The following is a 19,247-nucleotide window of genomic DNA, read 5'->3' on the forward strand; positions in this document are numbered from 1 at the left end:
CCTCAGAATGTCTGTCCGGCGATCATCATCAGATGCTCGACCACCGGTCCGAGCGCCAGCGCCGGGAAGAAGGTCAGGCCACCGACGATGACGATCGTGCCGACAAGTAGGCCGACGAACAGCGGACCATCGGTCGGGAACGTCCCGGCGGACGACGGGACCCGCTTCTTGGTGACCAGCGATCCGGCAATCGCCAGAGCCGGGATGATCACCAGGAAGCGACCCATCAGCATCGAGATGCCAAGCGTGATGTTGTACCAGGGCGTATTGCCCGAGAGGCCGCCGAAGGCAGAACCGTTATTGGCAGCCGTCGAGGTGTAGGCATAGAGGATCTCCGAGAAGCCATGTGGCCCGGCCGTGCCGATGGAGGCAACGGCGCTCGGAAGCACGGAGGCAATCGCCGTGAAGATCAGCATCGCGGTCGGCAGGCAAAGAATGGCAAGGATCGCCATCTTCATTTCCTTGGCCTCGATCTTCTTGCCGAGATATTCCGGCGTGCGGCCGACCATCAGGCCGGCAACAAAGATGGCGATGATCACGAACAGCACGATGCCGTAGAAGCCTGCGCCGACGCCGCCGACGATGACTTCGCCGAGCTGCATGTTGATCAGCGGAATAAGGCCTCCGAGCGCCGTGAAGCTACCATGCATGGCGTTGACCGCGCCGCATGAGGCCGCCGTGGTGATGACGGCGAAGAGCGAGGAAAGCACTACGCCGAAGCGGACTTCCTTGCCTTCCATGTTGCCGCCCTGCAGACCGAAGGCATGCATCAAGGGATTACCGGCAGCCTCGGCCCAGTAGGTGACACCGACACCGACGACAAACAGGATGCCCATCGTTGCGAGGATTGCCCAGCCCTGCCGCTGATTGCCGACCATCCGGCCGAAGACATTGGTGAGGGCCGCGCCGATGGCAAAGATCGACACCATCTGGATGAGATTGGAAATCGCATCCGGATTTTCGAACGGGTGGGCTGAGTTGGCATTGAAGAAGCCGCCACCATTAGTGCCGAGCATCTTGATCGCCAGCTGCGAGGCGACCGGGCCGACAGCGATGGTCTGCTGCGCGCCTTCGAGCGTCGTTGCCGTGACATAGGCGCCCAGCGTTTGCGGCACGCCGAGATAGACGAAGACCAGCGTCATGACGATGCAGATCGGCAGCAAGATGTAGAATGTGGCGCGGGTCATATCGACCCAGAAATTGCCGATCGCCTTGCCGGAGGCGCGCGAAAAGCCCCTGATGAGGCCCATCGCGATGGCCATGCCGGTCGCTGCCGACAGGAAGTTCTGGACCGTGAAGCCTGCCATCTGCGTCAGGTACGACATCGTGCTTTCGCCGCCGTAGTTCTGCCAGTTGGTGTTGGTGACAAAGCTCACGGCGGTGTTGAACGACAGGTCGGTCGGCACGGCAGCCATGCCGGCGGGGTTGTAGGGGAGAACGGCCTGCAGGCGCTGCAGGGCATAGAGCACGGCGACGCCCAAGAGGTTGAACATCAGCAAGGAGAATGCATAGGAGGTCCAGTGCTGCTCCTCGCGCTCACTGGTGCCAGCAAGGCGGTAAAGGCCGCGCTCGACAGGGCCGAGCACGATCGAAAGGTAGGTGCGCTCGCCCGCAAACACGCGGGTCATGTAACCGCCGAGCGGTTTGACGAGCACTATGACGATCCCGCAAAAAAGCAGGATCTGAAGCCATCCGTTGAGGGTCATGGGGTTATCTTTCAGGTCCCGGCGCCGGGCGGATCAGAAGCGCTCTGGGCGAATGAGGGCATAGGTGAGATAGACCGTCAGGAAGACGGTCACCGCACCGCTCAAAATGTAGTCGAACAGCATGGGTGTTATTCCTCTTCAGAGACGGTCGCAGGCTTTGGTGTAGGCAAAACAAAGCCCGAAAAAGATGATGACGATGCCAAGCATGGCGATATCCATCGCGCGCATGTCCTTTCAGATTGTCGAGAAACAGGGAGCCACAGGGCTTACGCCCGGCGAGAAAGCACGCGCTTCCCGCACCAATGATATGCACCCGATCCGCATAAACGTTCGAGACGTGATCGCGGCGGCCCATATAAAAAAGCTATAAAGATTTGGAGGTTTTGCAGTCTGCGTGGGCTCGGGGCAGAGAGCGCTCGCAAAAAAAATGCGGCATGCGTGTGACACAGCCGCGAGCAGAGGCCGCGACTGCGGGCTGTCTCGAGGAGGCAGCCGGGTTTAGCGGGTGGGCAGAGTTGCCTCAATCCTCGACGAAGATCGGATCCTGCGTGAACTGCCCGCCCTGGTAGACGGCCATGGGCGAACGGGGATCGGGGCGAACGACGGCCGCGTCCAGCTCGGCACGAAAGCGCTCGGCATTGTCCTTCGGATGCCAACCCAGGAAGGAGGCGGCGGAATTGTCCCACCAGCGGCTGTCATTGTCCGAAACGCCCCAGATGATCGGGCATCCCAGCATCGGCGCGCGAAAGACGCAGCCGATCAGGCTGGCAAAATCGTCAAAGGACATCCAAGTCGACAGCATCCGATGATTGGATGGCTTTTCCATGCAGCTGCCGATCCGCACGATGGCAGTCTCCTGCTGGAACTTGTCGAAGTACATGTGCGCGAGGGCCTCGCCGAAACATTTCGACACGCCATAAAGCCCGTCGGGGCGCATCGGCGCGACTGTGTCGAGGTGCTGGTCCTGCCTGTAGAAACCGACGGTGTGGTTCGAGCTCGCAAACAGGATGCGCGGCTTTCCGTGGGCACGGGCCGCCTCGTAGAGATTGTAGAGGCCGAGCAGGTTGGCATTCAGGATCTTGGAAAACTTGTCTTCGACGGAGATGCCGCCCAGATGCAGGATACCTTCACAACCCTCCACGAGCCGATCGACGGCCTCGGCATCGCTGAGGTCGCAGGTCACCACTTCCTCGTGGGCTTCAGCCTTACCGAGCTCGACGATATCCGACAGCCGGATGACATCCGCCATCGACGCCAGACGTGTGCGCATTGCCCGGCCCAAACCGCCGGCAGCGCCGGTCACCAGCAATCTCTTCATATCCAACTCCTCCAAACCCATTCCAACTCATCATACATGTTGGCGGATTTGCGTCAACGATGCAGCTTCGTCATGGCTTATGTCGCCGATATGATATAGGCATTTCCACGATAGAAGTCTTGCAGATCGAAGGAACCGACGGCGTGGCCCTACAGCCTAAGTCACAAACCGAAGCAAAGTCGCAGACCCTGGTGGCCCGTCTCAGCGACACATTGCGCCGCGCCATCGCCGCCGGCCAGTTCCCCCCGGGCAGCAAGCTGCCGAGCGAAGCGCAACTGACCGAAACCCACGGGGTCAGCCGAACGGTGGTGCGCGAAGCCATCGCTGCTCTTCGCGCCGACCGCTTGGTCGAGGCGCAACAGGGTGCGGGTGTCTTCGTGCTGGACCCGCCTGCCCAGATCCAGGCCTTCGGCAGCCTCGATCACGCCCGTGTTTCCTCGGTTATCGAGCTTCTGGAGTTAAGAACAGCCGTCGAAGTCGAGGCGGCGGGCCTTGCTGCCCTGCGCCGATCGCCGGCCCAGGAAGAGGCTATCTTCGAGCGCCACCACGCCGTGCGCGACTGTCTCGACGCCGGGGTGCCGACCAGCGAGGCCGACTTCGCGCTGCATCTGGCCATCGCCGAAGCGACCAATAACGGTCGGTTTCGCGAATTCCTGTCGATGATCGGACCGCGCATCATTCCCCGTGCTGCCATCCGTGACGGAGAGAACGAAGCCGACCAGTCGACCTACATCCTCCTCATCGACGACGAGCATCAACAGATCGTCGCCGCCATTTCTGCCGGCGACGAGGAAGCCGCCCGGGCCGCCATGCGCCGCCACCTCAGGGGCAGCCAGGACCGCTACCGCACACTGTTGCGCGGGCAACGCAAACCTGTATGATGAGTTGTTGACAATAGGCTCTGCTGCCTATACGACAAATGCAGCTGGAGGAGCCTGGAGGGGAACCCGATGACACCACAAGAAATCAAGACCGCGCTTGGTGCCGGCCTTCTATCCTTTCCCGTCACCCATTTCGGGGCGGACGAAAAATTCCAGCCGGAAAGCTATCAGCGCCACATCGAATGGCTTTCCAGCTACGATGCGCCGGTGCTTTTTGCAGCTGGCGGCACTGGCGAGTTCTTCTCGCTGTCGCCCGATGAAATTCCGGCAATCGTCAAGGCCGCCAAGGAAGCGGCCGGCTCGACCGCCATCGTCTCCGGCTGTGGCTTCGGCGCCCATGTCGGCGTCGAACTGGCGCAGGCCGTAGAGAAGGCAGGCGCCGATGGCATCCTGCTGCTGCCGCATTACCTGATCGATGCGCCGCAGGAAGGTCTTTTCACCCACATCAAGCGCATCTGCCAGTCGGTCGATATCGGCGTCATGGTCTACAACCGCGACAATTCGGTGCTGTCGGTCGACACCCTGCAGCGTCTTTGCGATGCTTGCCCTAATCTGGTGGGCTTCAAGGATGGCACCGGCGAGATCGGCAACGTCCGCCAGATCACCGCGACCCTCGGCGATCGTCTCACCTATCTCGGCGGGATGCCGACGGCCGAGCTTTTCGCCGAAGCCTATCTCGGCGCCGGCTTTACCACCTACTCGTCGGCCGTCTTCAACTTCGTGCCGGATCTTGCCGTCGACTTTTACAAAGCACTCCGTTCCGGCGATCGCGCCCGTTGCGAGACGATCCTCAAGGACTTCTTCTATCCGTTCATGGCGATCCGCAATCGCCGCAAGGGCTATGCCGTCGCTGCCATCAAGGCCGGCGTGCGGCTGCAGGGTTTCGATGCCGGCAAGGTCAGGCCGCCGCTGGAAGACCTGACGCGGGACGAAGAGGCCATGCTCGAGAAGCTCATTTCGCCCTGGAAGCGCTAGGCCGATGAAGATCGCTGCCGTCAACACGCACCTGCTCGAATACCGCCTGCCGGTGCCCTTCGAAAGTGCATCGATGCGCTTCGACCGCCGCGCGCATATGCTCGTCGAGATCGTTTGCGACGACGGCACGATCGGATGGGGCGAATGCCTCGGCCCCGCGCGACCGAATGCGGCAGTTGTGGCTGCCTATACAAGCCGGCTGATCGGTGCCGATCCACTGGAGACCGAAAAGATCTGGGCGGTCCTCTACAACGCGCTGCGCGACCAGGGCCAACGAGGCCTTTCCATTACCGCCCTGTCCGGCATCGACATTGCGCTCTGGGATATCAAGGGTAAGCATTTCGGCGTGCCGATCTCCACCCTTCTGGGCGGTCGTTTCCGCAAGAGCGTCCGCGCTTATGCCACCGGCAGCTTCAAACGCGATGGCGTCGACCGGATTGAGGACAATGCCAACGAGATGGGAACCCATGCCAAGGCAGGGTTTCATGCGGTCAAGATCAAGATCGGTTTCGATGTCGAGGAGGACCTGCGCGTCATCCGCGCCGTGCGCGAAGCCATCGGACCGCACACCCGGCTGATGATCGACGCCAACCACGGCTACGATGTCATCGAGGCAGTGTCGCTCGGCAAGCGCGCCGCCGAACACGGCATCGACTGGTTCGAGGAGCCCGTCGTGCCGGAACAACTGGGCGCCTATCGCGCGGTGCGCGCAGGCCAGCCTATCCCGGTGGCGGGAGGCGAGACCTGGCACACGCGCTGGGGCATGCAGGAGCCCATCGAGAGCCGCGCCATCGACATCATCCAGCCGGACCTTTGCGGCGTAGGCGGTTTCACCGAAGCCCGCCGCATCGCCGACATGGCGGCGCTGCATGGCGTGCGCGTCGTGCCGCATGTCTGGGGCACTGCGGTCCATATCGCCGCAGCACTGCAGTTCATGGCGTCGATGATCCCCAACCCGGTGCGGGTCAATCCTATCGAGCCGATCCTCGAATTCGACCGCACCGACAATCCTTTCCGCCAGGCCGTCATCACGACGCCCATCGAACACGTCGACGGCGTCGTGGCGATACCGGATGGTCCGGGGCTCGGCATCGAGATCGACCGCGCGGCACTCGCCGAGTTCCGCATGGGAGACGACTGACATGCTCGTCCGTCCCCTCTCCGGCCGCAAGCCGCGCATCGCCCTTCCCGCCGGTGCGATCGACAGCCAGACGCATATGTACCTGCCCGGCTTCCCGGCACTTCCCGGCGGACCGCCTCTGCCCGCCGACGACCTGCCGACACCATCGCAATATCGTCAGCTGATGGGGTGGCTCGGCATCGAGCGCGTGGTGATCACGCAGGGCAATTCCCACCAGCGCGCCAATGGCAACCTGATGGCCTGCCTGGCCGAAATGGGCAGCAGCGCTCGCGGCGTTGCGGTCATCGATGCAGACACGACCGACGCCGAACTCGACGCGCTCGCTAAGGCCGGCGTCGTGGGAGCGCGGATCATGGATCTGCCTGGCGGGGGGATCGGGCTGGAGGCTCTCGAGGATATTGACGCAAAGGCAAGTGTCCGGGGCTGGATGCTGGCGATACAGTTCGACGGCAGCGACATCATCAGCCATGAACCGCGGCTCGCGACGCTGAAATCACGGTGGGTTCTCGATCATCACGGCAAGTTTTTTGCGGGCGCGGCGCCTGACGGACCAGAGGTCGCAGCGCTGAAGCGGCTCATCGATGGCGGCCGTTGCTGGTTTAAGTTTGCCGGCTGCTATGAATCGTCGAAATCCGGCGGTCCTGACTTTGCCGATATCGCGGCGGTCGCCCGTGCAATCGCAACCCATGCGCCGGAGCGGATCGTCTGGGGCACCAACTGGCCGCACAATCTGGCGCGGGAGCAGGAGCAATATCCTGACGATGCTGCGCTGGCGGATACCGTGCTTGGCTGGCTTTCGGATGACCATGCCCGAAAGCTGGCATTGGTCGATAATCCGCAGCAGCTTTTTGGATTTCCGCCTGCCAACGGCACGGTGGCTTGAGGTTTTGCCGGAACGGGGAGGTTTCGGCATCGGCATGGGAGGACAGCGGGGCGTAGAGTAGCGTTTGAACGTCCCGATCCCCTGCAACATCGATTTCTACGCCTAACCGGCGCCTCGCTCTCTGACAGAGCCAAAGCGCACGGCCATTTTGTTTCGTACTGGGAGAGAGAGAAACAATGACGCACAGCAAGATCATCACTGCTGCCTTTGCCGGCCTGCTGGCACTCGGCACGTTCGCGCCGGCACAGGCGCGCCAGTTCCGCTCGGCCGACGTCCAGGCACCGGACTACCCGACCGTCAAAGCCGTGCAGTTCATGAGCGACGCGCTCAGCAAGGCGTCGGACGGAAAATATACCATCAAGGTGTTCCCGAACTCGCAGCTCGGCAGCGAGAAGGACACGATCGAGCAGGTCAAGCTCGGCGCGCTGGACTTCATCCGCGTCAATGCCGGAACGCTGAACACCATTTGCCCGGCGATGATGGTGCCGGTCCTGCCCTTCATGTTCCACGACAAGGCGCAGATGCGCACAGTGCTCGACGGGCCGATCGGCGACAAGATCCTCGCCGATTGCGATGCCCACGGACTGGTCGGCCTTGCCTTCTACGATTCCGGCTCGCGTTCCTTCTACACCACCAAGCCGGTGCGCAAGATGGAAGACCTGAAGGGCATGAAGATCCGCGTCCAGCAGTCGGATGTCTGGGTGGCGATGATGAAGGCGCTCGGCGCCAACGCCACGCCTATGCCGACGGGTGAAGTCTATACCGGCCTGAAGACGGGGCTGATCGACGGTGCCGAAAACAACTGGCCGAGCTACTACAACTTCCACCACTATGAGCTGGCGAAGTATTACTCGCTCACCGAACACTCGATGTCCCCGGATGTCCTGTTGATGTCGAAGCGCGTCTACGACAGCTTCACACCGGCCGAACAGACGCAGGTCCGCCAGCTCGCCAAACAGTCGGTCACCTATATGCGCCAGCTCTGGGACGCCATGGAAACGACGTCCGAAGAGAAGGTCAAGGCATCCGGCGTCGAGGTCATCACCATCGACAAGACACCGTTCGAGGCCGCGATGAAGCCGATCTACGATCAGTTCGTCACCGATCCCGCCCTGAAGGACATGATCACCGCCATCAAGGCCACGAAATAACGTCTCCGCCGGCGCGTGACAGCGCGTCGGCCCTGACCACTGCGTGGCGGTGACGGCTATCCACTCCGCCTGACGATCATCATCCGAGGAGACCGCCCATGGCTGCGCATCCGCATGCACCGCCCATCGACCCCGCGCGTGCCGAGACGATCCGGACGACCGTCAATACGACGGGCCCGCTTGGCCACTTCTTCGCCTTCAACGCCTGGCTCTCGCGGATCTGCCTGAAATTTGCGGTGCTCGGTACGCTGCTGATCGTTGCGGCCGTCCTCTACCAGATCTTCGGGCGCTACGTGCTGAACGACTCGTCGGCCTGGACGGAAATCTTCGCGCTGGTCGTCATTCTCTATGTCACCTGCTTTGCGGCGGCCGTCGGCGTGCGCGACGGGCGGCATATCGGCATGGATTCGCTGCTCAATCTGGCGCCCGAGCCATTTCGGATGGCTGCAGAGATCATCGTCTACCTCGGCATGATCGTCTTCGGATTGTCGATGGCCTACAGCGGCGCCGAGCTTGCGGTGGAGATGGCACCCTACCTCAATGCCGGCCTGCCGATTTCACAGGCTTGGAGTTACGTGCCGCTGGCCGCCGGAGGCCTTTTGATCGCCCTATTCGCCGTCGAACGCATCATCGCCGCCATCCTGAAAATCAAGGTAATCCCCTCATGGCATTGATCATTCTCTGCGCGACCTTCGTCGTAGGCCTGATACTCGGCATGCCGGTGGTCTTTGCCATCGGCCTCTCCTCCATTGCCACCGTGCTTTACGAGGGCCTGCCACTGGCGGTCGTCTTCCAGCGCATGGCGTCTGGCATGGGGACATTCTCCTTCCTGACGATCCCGTTCTTTATCTTCACTGGTGAGCTGATGATGTATGGCGGCATTGCCGACCGCATCATCCGCGCCTCTAAGGCGATGGTCGGCCATGTCAGGGGCGGTCTCGGCATGACCAATGTCGTAGCCTGCACGATGTTCGGGGGCGTTTCCGGATCGCCTGTCGCCGACGTCTCCGCCATGGGCTCGGCGCTCATTCCGCTGATGAAGCGCGAAGGCATCGATGCCGATTATGCGGTCAACGTCACCACCTATTCCTCTCTCGTCGGCGCTCTCATGCCGACAAGCCACAACATGATCATCTATTCGCTGGCGGCCGGCGGCCTCGTCTCGATGAATTCGCTGATCATGGCCGGCGCGATTCCCGCCCTGATTCTCACCATCGCCAACCTGATGACCGCCTACTTCGTGGCGCGGTCGCGCGGCTATGCCAAGGGCGTCTTCCCCGGCTGGACCGAAGTCTGGCGAAGCCTTGCGGCAGCCGTGCCCGGCCTCTTCATCATCGTCATCATCGTCGGCGGCATCCTTTCGGGCGTCTTTACCGCCGCAGAAGCTGGCGCCGTCGCCGTACTCTATGCCCTTTTGTTGACGGTGTTCGTCTATCGCACGTTATCCTTTGAGAGCTTCCTGAAGGCGGTGGCCAAGGCGACGAAAACCACGGGCGTGGTGCTGCTTCTGATCGGCATTTCCACCATGTTCGGCTACCTCATGAGCATCTACGGCGTTGCCGACATGGCCGGCGATGCGCTCAGCCATATCAGCACGCAGCCCTGGGTGATCTTCATCCTCGTCAACATCGCGCTGTTCATCTTCGGCATCTTCCTCGATATGGCCGCCCATATCCTGGTGTGCACGCCGATCTTCCTGCCGATCGTCACCCATTACGGCATGGATCCCGTCCAGTTCGGCATCATTGTACTCTTGAACTCGACCATCGGCCTCAACACACCACCGGTTGGAGCAGCATTCTACCTCGGCTGCGCCATCGGCGAAGTACCGGTCAGCGCGGTGGTAAAGTCGATCTGGCCGTTCATGCTCGCACTCTGGGTGACGCTGATGATCGTAACGCTGGTTCCGGAAACGTCCATGCTGGTGCAGGATATCTTCCGATAAGCTGGGCCGCCGGAACCACCGGATCCCCTGATCGGGAGGCCACTGTATGACCGGCCGAGTGGCGATAGACGGTCGCCCTGACAGGCGAGGGAATTTGCGACCGACCGCTGTCACCACCCGAAAAAAAGCCGAGAATTATGAACATTCGCTCTTGCAGATTTTTTTCGCAAAGACTAGAAAGCGGCCACCGAACGCAGCTGGAAGTTTCCCAGCGAATGCGACGGGCGATTAGCTCAGTTGGTAGAGCGCCTCGTTTACACCGAGGATGTCGGCGGTTCGAGTCCGTCATCGCCCACCATCTCACCAAAATCATATTTTTTATGACTTTTATGTGGCTTTTCCACCGCCAAAAGTGGGACAATTTCCGTCTTTTCGTACTCTGCCCGACGATGTCGGCGCCCGCTATTCTGCCCCTACGAAATCCCGCATGAGGCCTGGCTGGTCGAACACATCAAAGTTCTGCATCCCGGGTAACGGAGTTCTGCCTGCGCGTCTGAGCGATTAGCTGAGAGCTGCGTGGCTTGCCAAAGGCTCTTGTTGGCCAGTGTCGAAACGACGCTACTTCACCGCCGCCGTCGTCAAGGCTATGCCGCCGCAATCAACTTAACAGCGATCCGCCACCTCTGCCGATAAAGGCATCGCGATCCCTCGCTTTCTCTGGAACCTCCAGTCCGAACGCATCGAAAAGCGTCCTGATGTTCGATGCGATGAGATCCGCAAGCCGTTTCAGGCCGCGTTGTCCAAGATCGTCTAGATGGTCGGCAAGCTCGCCGCCAATGGATGTGGTGTAGCTGACGCGGATGCGCCGGCGCGCGGCGGCACCATCGACACCAAGCGTCTTGAGGAATAGGTCGAAATTGTCGGTCGTTATCTCGTCGAGCGTCTCCGCTTCGCCGATCCGATAGGCGAGCTCATCCGTTAAAGCCTCATCCAGTCGAATTGGCAGGATGTCATAGCGTGGCGCCATGCGTATGCGACCTCCCCGCTCGTAAAGCAGGGCGAAGTTCTTGGCATGACCGTCGGCGTTGCCGACCAGGAGATCAAACAGTGTCGCCCGGATGAAAATCTCCTTGGCGCCGGCCGGATCAATCGTCGCTTCGAGGACTCGTCGGATCGCAGACACGTTGAAGCGGCGGTTGCCTGCCCCACGTCGTTCGTATTTCAGGGACGCAGGCAAGCCCAAGGCCTGGGCAAAGTCCTCTTGATGGATTCGGACGATGCGGTTTTGCTGGTCGAGCGCCCGGTCAAATCGGGTCACAAGCAGCGTATTAAGCCCGCCGAGTGGCAAAACCACCGTGTCGGCGGTATCGGAACCGAGCGACTGCGACAGGCGCATTGCCTCGTTCTCAAGAGGGGCGTCTTGCAGGTGGTCTTGGTCCGGCACCTTGAGGATATGTGTGGTCGGTGCGCCTGAGCCTGGAACAGGCTCGGCAAGTGATCCGTCCGGCAGGACTGTCAGAGCGATCTTGCTCTGCATGCCTGCCAGGGGCGACGGGTCTTCCATTCCAGCAGGCAAGCGTTTGCGCTTGTGTAGCGCATCGACGATCGCCTCAAGGCGCTTGAGGTCGAGCGGAAGGTAATCTTTTCCGTATTCGCCGGGCACCTTTGTCGGTGCCGCGCCGGCCGGCAGGATGGAGATCGCACCGGCGCAATCCTTGCCGAGATGGTACAGAAGCCCCACAACATCGTCACGCGACAGTCCCTCGCGCGCCATGATGTCCGACAAGGCGCTGTCCCGCTCTTGCAGCAGATTGTCGAAGAATGGCCGAGCAACCAAATCTTCAAATGGATTTGTCCCAAGCGGTAAGGATAGCGACAACGGCGTGGCATCGCTCCGGGAAAGATAGTCGCTGCGATAGGCGAATGCGATTGCGCCGTTTGGATCGCGTACCAGAATGCCGACAGGGTGGTCGTAGCCGTCGAGGCGAACATCAAGAGCCAGAACATCCATCGACGTCATCGGTTTCTTGCAAACATCGAGATGCCGGCGGCCCGCAGCACCGTCAGCACCTTGTCGAATTCAAGCGTTGCCTTGCCGTTTTCAAGTTCGGAAATGAACCGTCGACCAACGCCGGCTAGGTCCGCAAACGCTTGCTGGGAAAGCCTGCGCGTTTCTCGGGCACGGCGTATCATTTGACCGAGATCGCCCGGCGTGTTGATCTGCGTGGCTTTCTTGGACGCGCTTGAAAGGTTTGAGTGAGGCACGTCCGGGCAGGCGTCCGTCATAGTTGGCGGGATATACGACGGCAAGTCGTCGAGAGGCCGCGGTAGCGAGGCCTGTATCCTTTGCGAAGGATCGGGGAGCTTAAGATCGACCTTTGGGAGCGAGACCTTGAACCTCTCCATGATCTTCCCGGTCTCGCTGATCTGCGATAATACCTTGGCGATCTCTCCGGCCGAAGATATCGTTTTGATGATGCTGCTATGGGCGGCCATACTTTCGTTGATGCGTTTGATCACATCGGCAGAAGCTTCGCCGGCCGCCAGCCGTCGCGCCAAATCCTGGACATTATCAGTGCCAACAAGAGCGTGCTGTTTCTTGGGAAATTTAGGGTTATTTGCCATATTTCGCTCCCGAGCGGGAACATAGCAGCGGAGGTCCGCCAAATCAATGGACATTGATCCCGTATGGGAGCAACTCAGTCATTGATCCTGTACGGGATCATAAGTCGCACAATTGAATAATACCGTAGTGGTCTGCACCCGATCGGGAGCAGCTTGATAAACTCGAACAACGTATCTGGTGTGTGTGATGCCATCCTCGTCGTGTGAGAAAGGCAGGCTTTCACAGCCTATTCTTCGCCTCACTGTTTATCACGCGATAGACCATTAGTTGGCTCGAAGACGAGCCGTGGCGAGGCTTTCAGCTGGTCAAACTGACCACCATGCTACACCCGTCAACGAGGATGGCATGACGCAACGGGCGATGGTGGCAAAATCAGCCACCGCCCCCCCAATGACAGAACAGCACAATATGGTCACGTCACGGGGCTATTGGTCGTCTTTGAAGAGCAACCGTACCTGGATTTCATTTTGGAAAAATTACGTTCTGTACAGAGCCTGAGGGCAATTGCAGCCCTTCTTGTCCTTTTCTATCATTTAAGCGACGGCGCTTTTGATGCTGGTGGAGCTGGCATCGACATATTCTTTTTGATCTCGGGCTTCATCATGGGCACCGTCGGGACGCGCGAGACGCCGCGTGTTTTCCTGGCCAGAAGATTGCTGAGGATAGCCCCGCTCTACTGGCTCGTCACCTTTGCCGTCTGCGGCGCATCGGCCCTCGGCCTACTGTCAAACTTCTCGTTCGATGCCCGGCGGATCATCCTGTCGATGCTGTTCATTCCGCATTTCGACCCCGGCGGTCACATCTGGCCGCTGTTCGTGCCGGGCTGGACGCTGAACCTCGAAATGCTGTTTTATGCCGTCTTTGCGGCAGCGCTTTTCACCACCCGTCCGATTGTCGTCGCCTCGCTGCTGCTCTGCGCACTGGTCGCCCTCGGCCTCTACGGCTGGCAGGCGCCCGCCGTGATCCAGTGGACCACGCCAATGCTGCTGGAGTTTGTCCTCGGTCTCGGCATTTCACAGTTGCGCAAACCCATCCCCGCTGGCGTCGCACTGATAGGCCTGGCCGGCAGCGTCGTCCTCCTGGCCGCAACAGCCGTTGCCCACATCGACATGACGCCCTACCGCATTATCGTCTGGGGGCTACCCGCCGGGCTGCTGCTTGCAAGCTGCATTGCGCTCGAGGATTGCGGGCGCTGGCCCACGCGCCTGCTGTCGCCTCTGGAGAAACTCGGCGATGCGTCCTATTCGCTCTATCTCACCCACGGCATCGTGCTCGCCGCCGTCCTCAAGTTCGACCGGTTGGGCCACATGAACGCCATCGTTTCAATCGTCGCTGCCCTTGCCATCGCAGAAGTCTGTTACCTGCTGGTGGAACGCCCGATCAACCGCCTTGCCTCGAAGTCCAGCTGGACGAAGCTCGAACGACCAAAATCGCAGGATTTGTAGCGAAACGGCCCCTGCCGCATCACCGCCATGCAAGAGGGTTCATTGCGAAACCGTAGGCAGATCCGGCGTGCTGATGTTCTCGTCCCAGGAGCGGTCAACGACGAGCGTACGGCTTTCGTGCTCTGATGTGGAGAAAGAGTGGGGCAATGCGCGTGTCCGCCACAGATGGCTGAGATTTGGCGACTTGTTTGGTTGCGCGAGGTTCGCCAAACGCTTCAATTTGCAGCCCGGCTTCGACGATCATCGATACCCAAGTGGTCAACGTTCGATGAAATCTCGGTACCTCGAAGGGCTTCTCCGTCACCCGCTGTTCTGCGGGTATCGCGGAGAAGGTCCATCGCTCAATCTGGCCGTCCGGTTCTTCAAAATAGTCCGCGACCTGCACAGCGATGGGTTCGCCTGCTTCGTTGCGAATATTCTTCCGGGTTGGCGGTACAAAGCATGGGTGTAAAATCGAGAACTGGAAGAATCCACCCGGCTTCAATACCCTTTGCACCTCGGAGAAGACCGCTCGTTGATCTGCCATATCCATCATCGACATGAAGGCGACGACAAAATCGAAGCTCGCATCCGGAAAATCGATCGTCAGGCCATCGCCAAGCACGTAGTCGATACCGATGGGATCCTGCTGCTCCGCCTCGCGGGCATGTCGGATGAAAGTTGGCGCGATATCGAGCCCGGTAAGGTGTGCACCGAGACGTGCGACCGCACGCGTGTTCGTCCCTTCGCCACAGCCCAGGTCCAGCCCCTTCAGGTTAGCCACCGGAGGGAGCATATCCAGGAAAGCCGGCGTATTGAGAACGTCGCGATAGACATCATAGCCAGCACGGGTCAGCCGGGTCCAGGCTTCGGCGTTGGCCTCCCAGCAGTTGGCGACTTCATTTGATTTCATTTTGCATCTCCGCTCAGGTGAGCCATCAGGAACAGAGGATGTAGGCATCTCTGCGCGCCGAGAGCAGTTTTACCATTCCATCTCGGCACTCGTATGAAAGTCGTAAGCGGCACATCGAGCGCTGTTGGTCAGAACAACAAAGTTGCAGACTTCGGCTCGAAGCGTGTTGGAGAAGCCGGGCGAAATGCCAGGCTTCTCCTGTTTGTCTCAGAGTAATTGTCGTCGCACTAGAAGCTGCGTTGCAGGCGCAGGATGCCAGCCCATTGCTCCTGATTTACCGAGTCGAACTTGGTATAGGTAACTTCCGGCTCGACCAGCATGTTTTTAACCGGGCTCCACCGAATATTGGTTGTCACCTGAAGGATTTTCGAGTCGGTGAAGGCTACCTGGCCATTTGCCTGCAGTTTCTCGTCGATCGGCAGAGTGACGCCGGTCCACAATGCCCAGTCGCCCCAGCCGCACAGTTCGGCATGGCCAGCCGGGCAAGCCGACGGATCAAGGTTCGAGCCGGCATATTTGTTGAGCTTGTTGCCGTCCGTGTTCCAACCGCCCATCAGAAACGCTTTAAAGATGCCGAAATCTGCATCGACGCGCGCTTTGACGGCTCCTTCTTCAACGATAGCATCGTAACCACCGACAAAGCGGATCTGCCAGGCACCGGATTTAAAACCAATACCGGCAACGGCGTTCGGAATATATTCGTTGGTCTTGGACTGGACCCAGGCGCCGTTATAGGCGGACAGGTCAGCGCCAGAGTTCGTATCTTCCAGCGAAACGACAGCCGTGATGCCGTTTCCGGCATCGTAGTTGTAGGTAATCTGGTTGATTTCGGGCGGGCCGTCATAGACGATATCGTCGTTCATGACGTTTCCGGCGTAACCCATGTAAAGGTTATATGCCGAATCTATCTTGCCAATGGTAAAGCCAGCCAGACTGATATTGGCCCAGACCAGTTTATCGGTTGTCACGCCTTCCTGCCAGTCGAAGCGGTAGATGCTGTCTGTCTTCAGCGCGCCGTATTCGGTATCCGATGCGGTATCGACAGCGATCTGGGCGCGCGAGTGCCAAAGCGTGCCGTAGTCGCCACCCGTTCCCGGGTTATACGGATTATGCCATTTTCCCTCGGTTCGCACCGTGCCACTGATCTTGAGGCAGGTTTCAGTGCCTGGAATGAAGAAATAGCCTGCGCCATAGGCGTCGCAGAGACGAACATATTCAAGCTGCTCGGGCTCTGCAGCAATTGCTGCATCGGCTGCATTGGCAGCGTGGGCAAGGGAGATTGCAAAGAGCGCGGACCCAAAGCCCAGAAGCGGTTTTACCATATTCACGTATCAACCCCCATAAATGTAGCAGGCTAATAATGAGCCTGCCGACAAGTGAAAATGCGCGTCAAACAGATTTGCGCGGGGGAGTGATTACAAACCGGGTCGCGAGCGCCAACGCATATCGGATGCATTTGGGCATTGGACGATCTGCTGAAACGCCAGCCGTTACACAGAAAATACGCCGACTTACTCGGTGATGCAATTTAGGTACAAAGCGATGTTGGGACATTGCTCATTTGCAACGTGCGACCCGGCAGGCAACGAGAAACCGGGTGAGCGGACTACAATTTATGGCCGCAGGAGGCCGATCCATCATCAGATGGCTTCGAGTCTGGCCTGCCGTCGAACGCTGATTGGCTCGCGCCGGCGGTCCTTTATGCGTTCGCAAGCGACTATCCGTCCATGCAGCGCTGACGGGCTAGATACGTGGCGCGGGTCGGGATGCTCGAGGCTTTGAGATAGTCTCTAAAGGAAATATCGGACTTTGAGCGGCAATAGGGTGGCGCCGAGAGCTGCTGCATCGCCATCGGTCTGGCTAAGGAGAAGTTTGGCCTCCTGCGGTCCAATGTCGTAGCGGTGCTTGCGCGTCGAAGGCATGACGGCGCGTTCGATCATCATGTTTCCGAGTGCGCGAGGCAACTGGCCGCCGAGCACGATCGCCTGGGGGTCGATGACCGCAATCAAGCTTGCGATGAGCCGATTGAGTTGCGGCATTACTTCCGTCAGCCAGTCGCTGACGCCCGGCCACGCCGGATCGAACGTTTCGCAGAGCATCTCCACCGACGAGACATCAACGCCGTTCTCCAGCAGCCTTTGCATGAGATACTGAAGCGCCGGCCTTCGCGCTGCCTCATCCGCGTTGTAAATGCCGCTCAATTCGCCAGCGTTTCCATAGAAACCATGGAATGGCTTGCCATCGAGGATGAGGCCGCCGCCGAATCCGTAATTGAACGAGAGATAGGCAAATGTCTGGCACCACAGACCGACGCCGCGAAGGCTCTCGCCGATCGCGCCCGTGGTTCCATTATTCTCCAACCAGACAGGCAATCGGAATGCACTTTCCATGATGGGCTGAAGATCGATCAGGGACCATTGCCGCAATGGTTCCGGTGCATTGAAAATGTGGTTTTTCGAAACGAAAAAGCCGGACATGGAAAAGCCGAGGCCAATCAGCCGTTCGCGCGCAATTGCGTGCTTCACAAGCAACGCATCCAGTGTCCGGCTCAGGGCGACCAGTGTTTCCGTCCGGTCATGCGGTGCGATTGAAAGCTTCTCCTGGGCAACGACGCCACAGCCGAAGTCCGAGATGCACAATACCGCCGAATCGGTATTGATGGATATCCCGATCGAAAAGACTGCGGTCTTGACCAGTTCAATCGTCGGGCTTGGCTGGCCCCGGCTGCCTCGTAGCGGTTTGCCGGTCTGGAGCAACCCGCGCTCAATCAGCCCCTCGACCAGCCGGTGAACCGATTGCTGGGCCAGGTTTGTGTGCGAAGTAATTGTCGCACGCGCGATCGGCCCGTGCCGTCTGACGATATCAAGTATCAATCGCTCATTATCGCTGGCGAGAGGGCGGCGATCGAGCTCAAAAGAGGCGTCTGTTGCTGAAACCATGGCGTCTGGATTAACCGGTAGGCTTATTATCTGCAACGGTGAGTATCGCTCTCAAGCAGACTTCACGAAACTGTCATAAATATTACACCTAATGTGTAGTATTTAGCCCCATCTTCCAATGCGGCTGAGGGGAACCCATGTCATTGAAGTCCTGTGCGATTGCCTTACTGGCGATGTTTGCTTCGCCTTGTATGGCAGCAGATACGAATATGAAAAATCTCGACTTCGATCTGGCAAAGGTGAACCGCGACAATTTCTACGACATCGTTGTTCCCGCCGCGAAGGCCGAGGGTACGGTAACGATGTACAATTTCGCTGGCAGCTTCAGCGATACGTGGCAGGAACTGATCACCCGCTTCAAAGCCAAATATGGCATCAACGTCGAATATCACGACGTCAATGGCGAGCAGGCCAACCAGCAACTCATTGTCGTTCAGCAGGCCGGGCAGGATGCGCCTGTGGATGCCTATTTCACAGGAGGGGGAAGCTTTCCGCTTCTCTTTTCGAAAGGCGTGATAGGCAATATTGCGCTGACCAAGATCTTGCCGAATATGAGTAGCTACGATCCGACGCTTGCCGACACTGTTTTCGGCAAACCGCACGGCGGCAGCTTTCCGTTGGTTCACCTCAATCAGACGGCGATCGGCTATGACGCTGCTTTCGTCAAGCCGGAGGAAGTCCCGAAGAATTTCGACGAACTGCTCGTGTGGGCCGAGAAGCATCCAAAACGTCTTGGCGTCACCCTTCCGTCCAAGGGTGGATCCGGCAGCGGGTTCATCTACTCCGTGGCGCTCAGCTACCTCACCGGTGATTGCCGCAAGCAATTGACCAACTATGCCCAGACCGCTCAGGAAGCCGAAGATTGGGCTATGAAATCGGATTGTCTCGATCCGGTGTGGAGCTACTACCGCCGCCTGCTGTCCGTCGCCGAACTCACCAATGGCAATGCCGACACACTCAACCTGATCAATAATCAACAGTTGTACATGGGCACGGTCTGGGAAGACCAGGTGATGACCTTCCTCTCGACGAAACAACTGCCTGATACCTTTCGCCTCACCTTGCTGGAAAAAGGCCAGGTCGGTTCGGGCGACGCCATGATCGTGCCAGCCAACGCCAAGCATGTTGCGGCAGCACTCCTGCTGGTCGACATGGCGATGAGCAAGGAATTCCAGCTTTGGAAGTTGGAAAACAAGGCCTCGCGGTCCCCTCGCACCGACGTGACGGACAACCTGATCTCCGCATCCGCCCAAACCCACATGCTGCCGGCCAGCGTCTATCCGCGCCTCTCGGTGCCAGCCTTCTGGGATATGTCGACCGCGCTCGGCGAGGCACTGGACGAAAAAGTGCTCAACCAGTAGCGGCCAACCGACCGGAGACATCTCAGATCGGCCCATCAGCCGTG

17 protein-coding genes and 1 tRNA gene are annotated in these 19,247 nt (G+C 59.4%); 10 read left to right on the forward strand and 8 right to left on the reverse strand.

The genetic code is table 11. From position 1 onward, the window contains the following. Positions 1-2: 2 nt before the first annotated feature. The 3 genes from kdpA to J5289_RS22285 all read right to left on the reverse strand — a co-directional run bounded on the left by kdpA (position 3) and on the right by J5289_RS22285 (position 3,024). Positions 3-1,706, reverse strand: a complete 1,704-nt coding sequence (gene kdpA, locus J5289_RS22275) for a potassium-transporting ATPase subunit KdpA (protein ID WP_209187955.1) — start codon at positions 1,704-1,706, stop codon at positions 3-5. A gap of 33 nt (positions 1,707-1,739) precedes the next feature. After that, a complete protein-coding gene (gene kdpF, locus J5289_RS22280; RefSeq protein WP_111221508.1) occupies positions 1,740-1,829 on the reverse strand; it encodes a K(+)-transporting ATPase subunit F in 90 nt (29 codons plus the stop codon). Positions 1,830-2,226: 397 nt separating this feature from the next. Beyond that, positions 2,227-3,024: an NAD(P)-dependent oxidoreductase gene (locus tag J5289_RS22285; RefSeq protein ID WP_142831328.1), complete on the reverse strand. Its 798-nt coding sequence runs from the start codon at positions 3,022-3,024 to the stop codon at positions 2,227-2,229. Between the two features lie 143 nt (positions 3,025-3,167). On the opposite strand from J5289_RS22285, the gene J5289_RS22290 reads away from it, so the two are divergent. The 8 genes from J5289_RS22290 to J5289_RS22325 all read left to right on the forward strand — a co-directional run bounded on the left by J5289_RS22290 (position 3,168) and on the right by J5289_RS22325 (position 10,298). Continuing rightward, positions 3,168-3,905, forward strand: a complete 738-nt coding sequence (locus J5289_RS22290; protein ID WP_142831329.1) for a FadR/GntR family transcriptional regulator — start codon at positions 3,168-3,170, stop codon at positions 3,903-3,905. 69 nt (positions 3,906-3,974) lie between these two features. Further along, positions 3,975-4,880, forward strand: coding sequence for a 5-dehydro-4-deoxyglucarate dehydratase (kdgD, locus tag J5289_RS22295; protein ID WP_142831330.1), 906 nt, complete (start codon positions 3,975-3,977; stop codon positions 4,878-4,880). Between the two features lie 4 nt (positions 4,881-4,884). Next, complete coding sequence (locus tag J5289_RS22300; protein WP_142831331.1) at positions 4,885-6,021, forward strand: mandelate racemase/muconate lactonizing enzyme family protein; 1,137 nt, start codon at positions 4,885-4,887, stop codon at positions 6,019-6,021. A gap of 1 nt (position 6,022) precedes the next feature. Beyond that, positions 6,023-6,904 carry an amidohydrolase family protein gene (locus tag J5289_RS22305; RefSeq protein WP_209184756.1) on the forward strand — a complete coding sequence of 294 codons (882 nt, stop codon included), beginning with the start codon at positions 6,023-6,025 and terminating at the stop codon, positions 6,902-6,904. 176 nt (positions 6,905-7,080) lie between these two features. Next, complete coding sequence (locus J5289_RS22310) at positions 7,081-8,055, forward strand: TRAP transporter substrate-binding protein (protein WP_142831333.1); 975 nt, start codon at positions 7,081-7,083, stop codon at positions 8,053-8,055. 98 nt (positions 8,056-8,153) lie between these two features. Further along, on the forward strand, positions 8,154-8,729 hold the full coding sequence (locus J5289_RS22315) for a TRAP transporter small permease (protein WP_209207243.1): 576 nt from the start codon (positions 8,154-8,156) through the stop codon (positions 8,727-8,729). Next, positions 8,720-10,000, forward strand: a complete 1,281-nt coding sequence (locus J5289_RS22320) for a TRAP transporter large permease (protein WP_209207242.1) — start codon at positions 8,720-8,722, stop codon at positions 9,998-10,000. Before J5289_RS22315 ends, J5289_RS22320 begins: the two co-directional genes overlap by 10 nt. Before the next feature lie 222 nt (positions 10,001-10,222). Continuing rightward, a tRNA-Val gene (locus J5289_RS22325) sits at positions 10,223-10,298 on the forward strand. A 300-nt stretch (positions 10,299-10,598) separates the two neighbouring features. On the opposite strand, the gene J5289_RS22330 is transcribed toward J5289_RS22325, so the two are convergent. Then, positions 10,599-11,960, reverse strand: a complete 1,362-nt coding sequence (locus tag J5289_RS22330; protein WP_209207241.1) for a HipA domain-containing protein — start codon at positions 11,958-11,960, stop codon at positions 10,599-10,601. Further along, the gene (locus tag J5289_RS22335) at positions 11,957-12,619 is read right to left on the reverse strand and encodes a helix-turn-helix transcriptional regulator (RefSeq protein ID WP_209207240.1); all 663 of its coding nucleotides are present in this window, start codon (positions 12,617-12,619) and stop codon (positions 11,957-11,959) included. The genes J5289_RS22330 and J5289_RS22335 overlap by 4 nt, the downstream gene beginning before the upstream one ends. Positions 12,620-13,033: 414 nt before the next feature. Here J5289_RS22335 and J5289_RS22340 point away from each other — a divergent pair, with 414 nt between their 5' ends. Further along, complete coding sequence (locus tag J5289_RS22340) at positions 13,034-14,011, forward strand: acyltransferase (RefSeq protein ID WP_209207239.1); 978 nt, start codon at positions 13,034-13,036, stop codon at positions 14,009-14,011. A gap of 94 nt (positions 14,012-14,105) precedes the next feature. Here the strand turns inward: J5289_RS22340 and J5289_RS22345 are convergent, their stop codons facing one another. The 3 genes from J5289_RS22345 to J5289_RS22355 form a co-directional block, all read right to left on the reverse strand. After that, positions 14,106-14,903, reverse strand: a complete 798-nt coding sequence (locus tag J5289_RS22345; protein ID WP_209207238.1) for a class I SAM-dependent methyltransferase — start codon at positions 14,901-14,903, stop codon at positions 14,106-14,108. Between the two features lie 227 nt (positions 14,904-15,130). After that, positions 15,131-16,225: a porin gene (locus tag J5289_RS22350; RefSeq protein ID WP_209229665.1), complete on the reverse strand. Its 1,095-nt coding sequence runs from the start codon at positions 16,223-16,225 to the stop codon at positions 15,131-15,133. Between the two features lie 468 nt (positions 16,226-16,693). Continuing rightward, entirely contained in the window at positions 16,694-17,842 is a 1,149-nt protein-coding gene (locus tag J5289_RS22355) for an ROK family transcriptional regulator (RefSeq protein ID WP_209207237.1), read from the reverse strand. A gap of 137 nt (positions 17,843-17,979) precedes the next feature. Between J5289_RS22355 and J5289_RS22360 the strand changes: the two genes are divergently transcribed. Further along, positions 17,980-19,203, forward strand: a complete 1,224-nt coding sequence (locus tag J5289_RS22360; protein ID WP_209207236.1) for an extracellular solute-binding protein — start codon at positions 17,980-17,982, stop codon at positions 19,201-19,203. The last annotated feature ends 44 nt before the right edge of the window (positions 19,204-19,247 follow it).

Origin of the sequence: Rhizobium sp. B230/85 (assembly GCF_019355735.1) — a bacterium.
In the GTDB taxonomy this organism is placed as follows: Bacteria; Pseudomonadota; Alphaproteobacteria; order Rhizobiales; family Rhizobiaceae; genus Rhizobium; species Rhizobium rhododendri.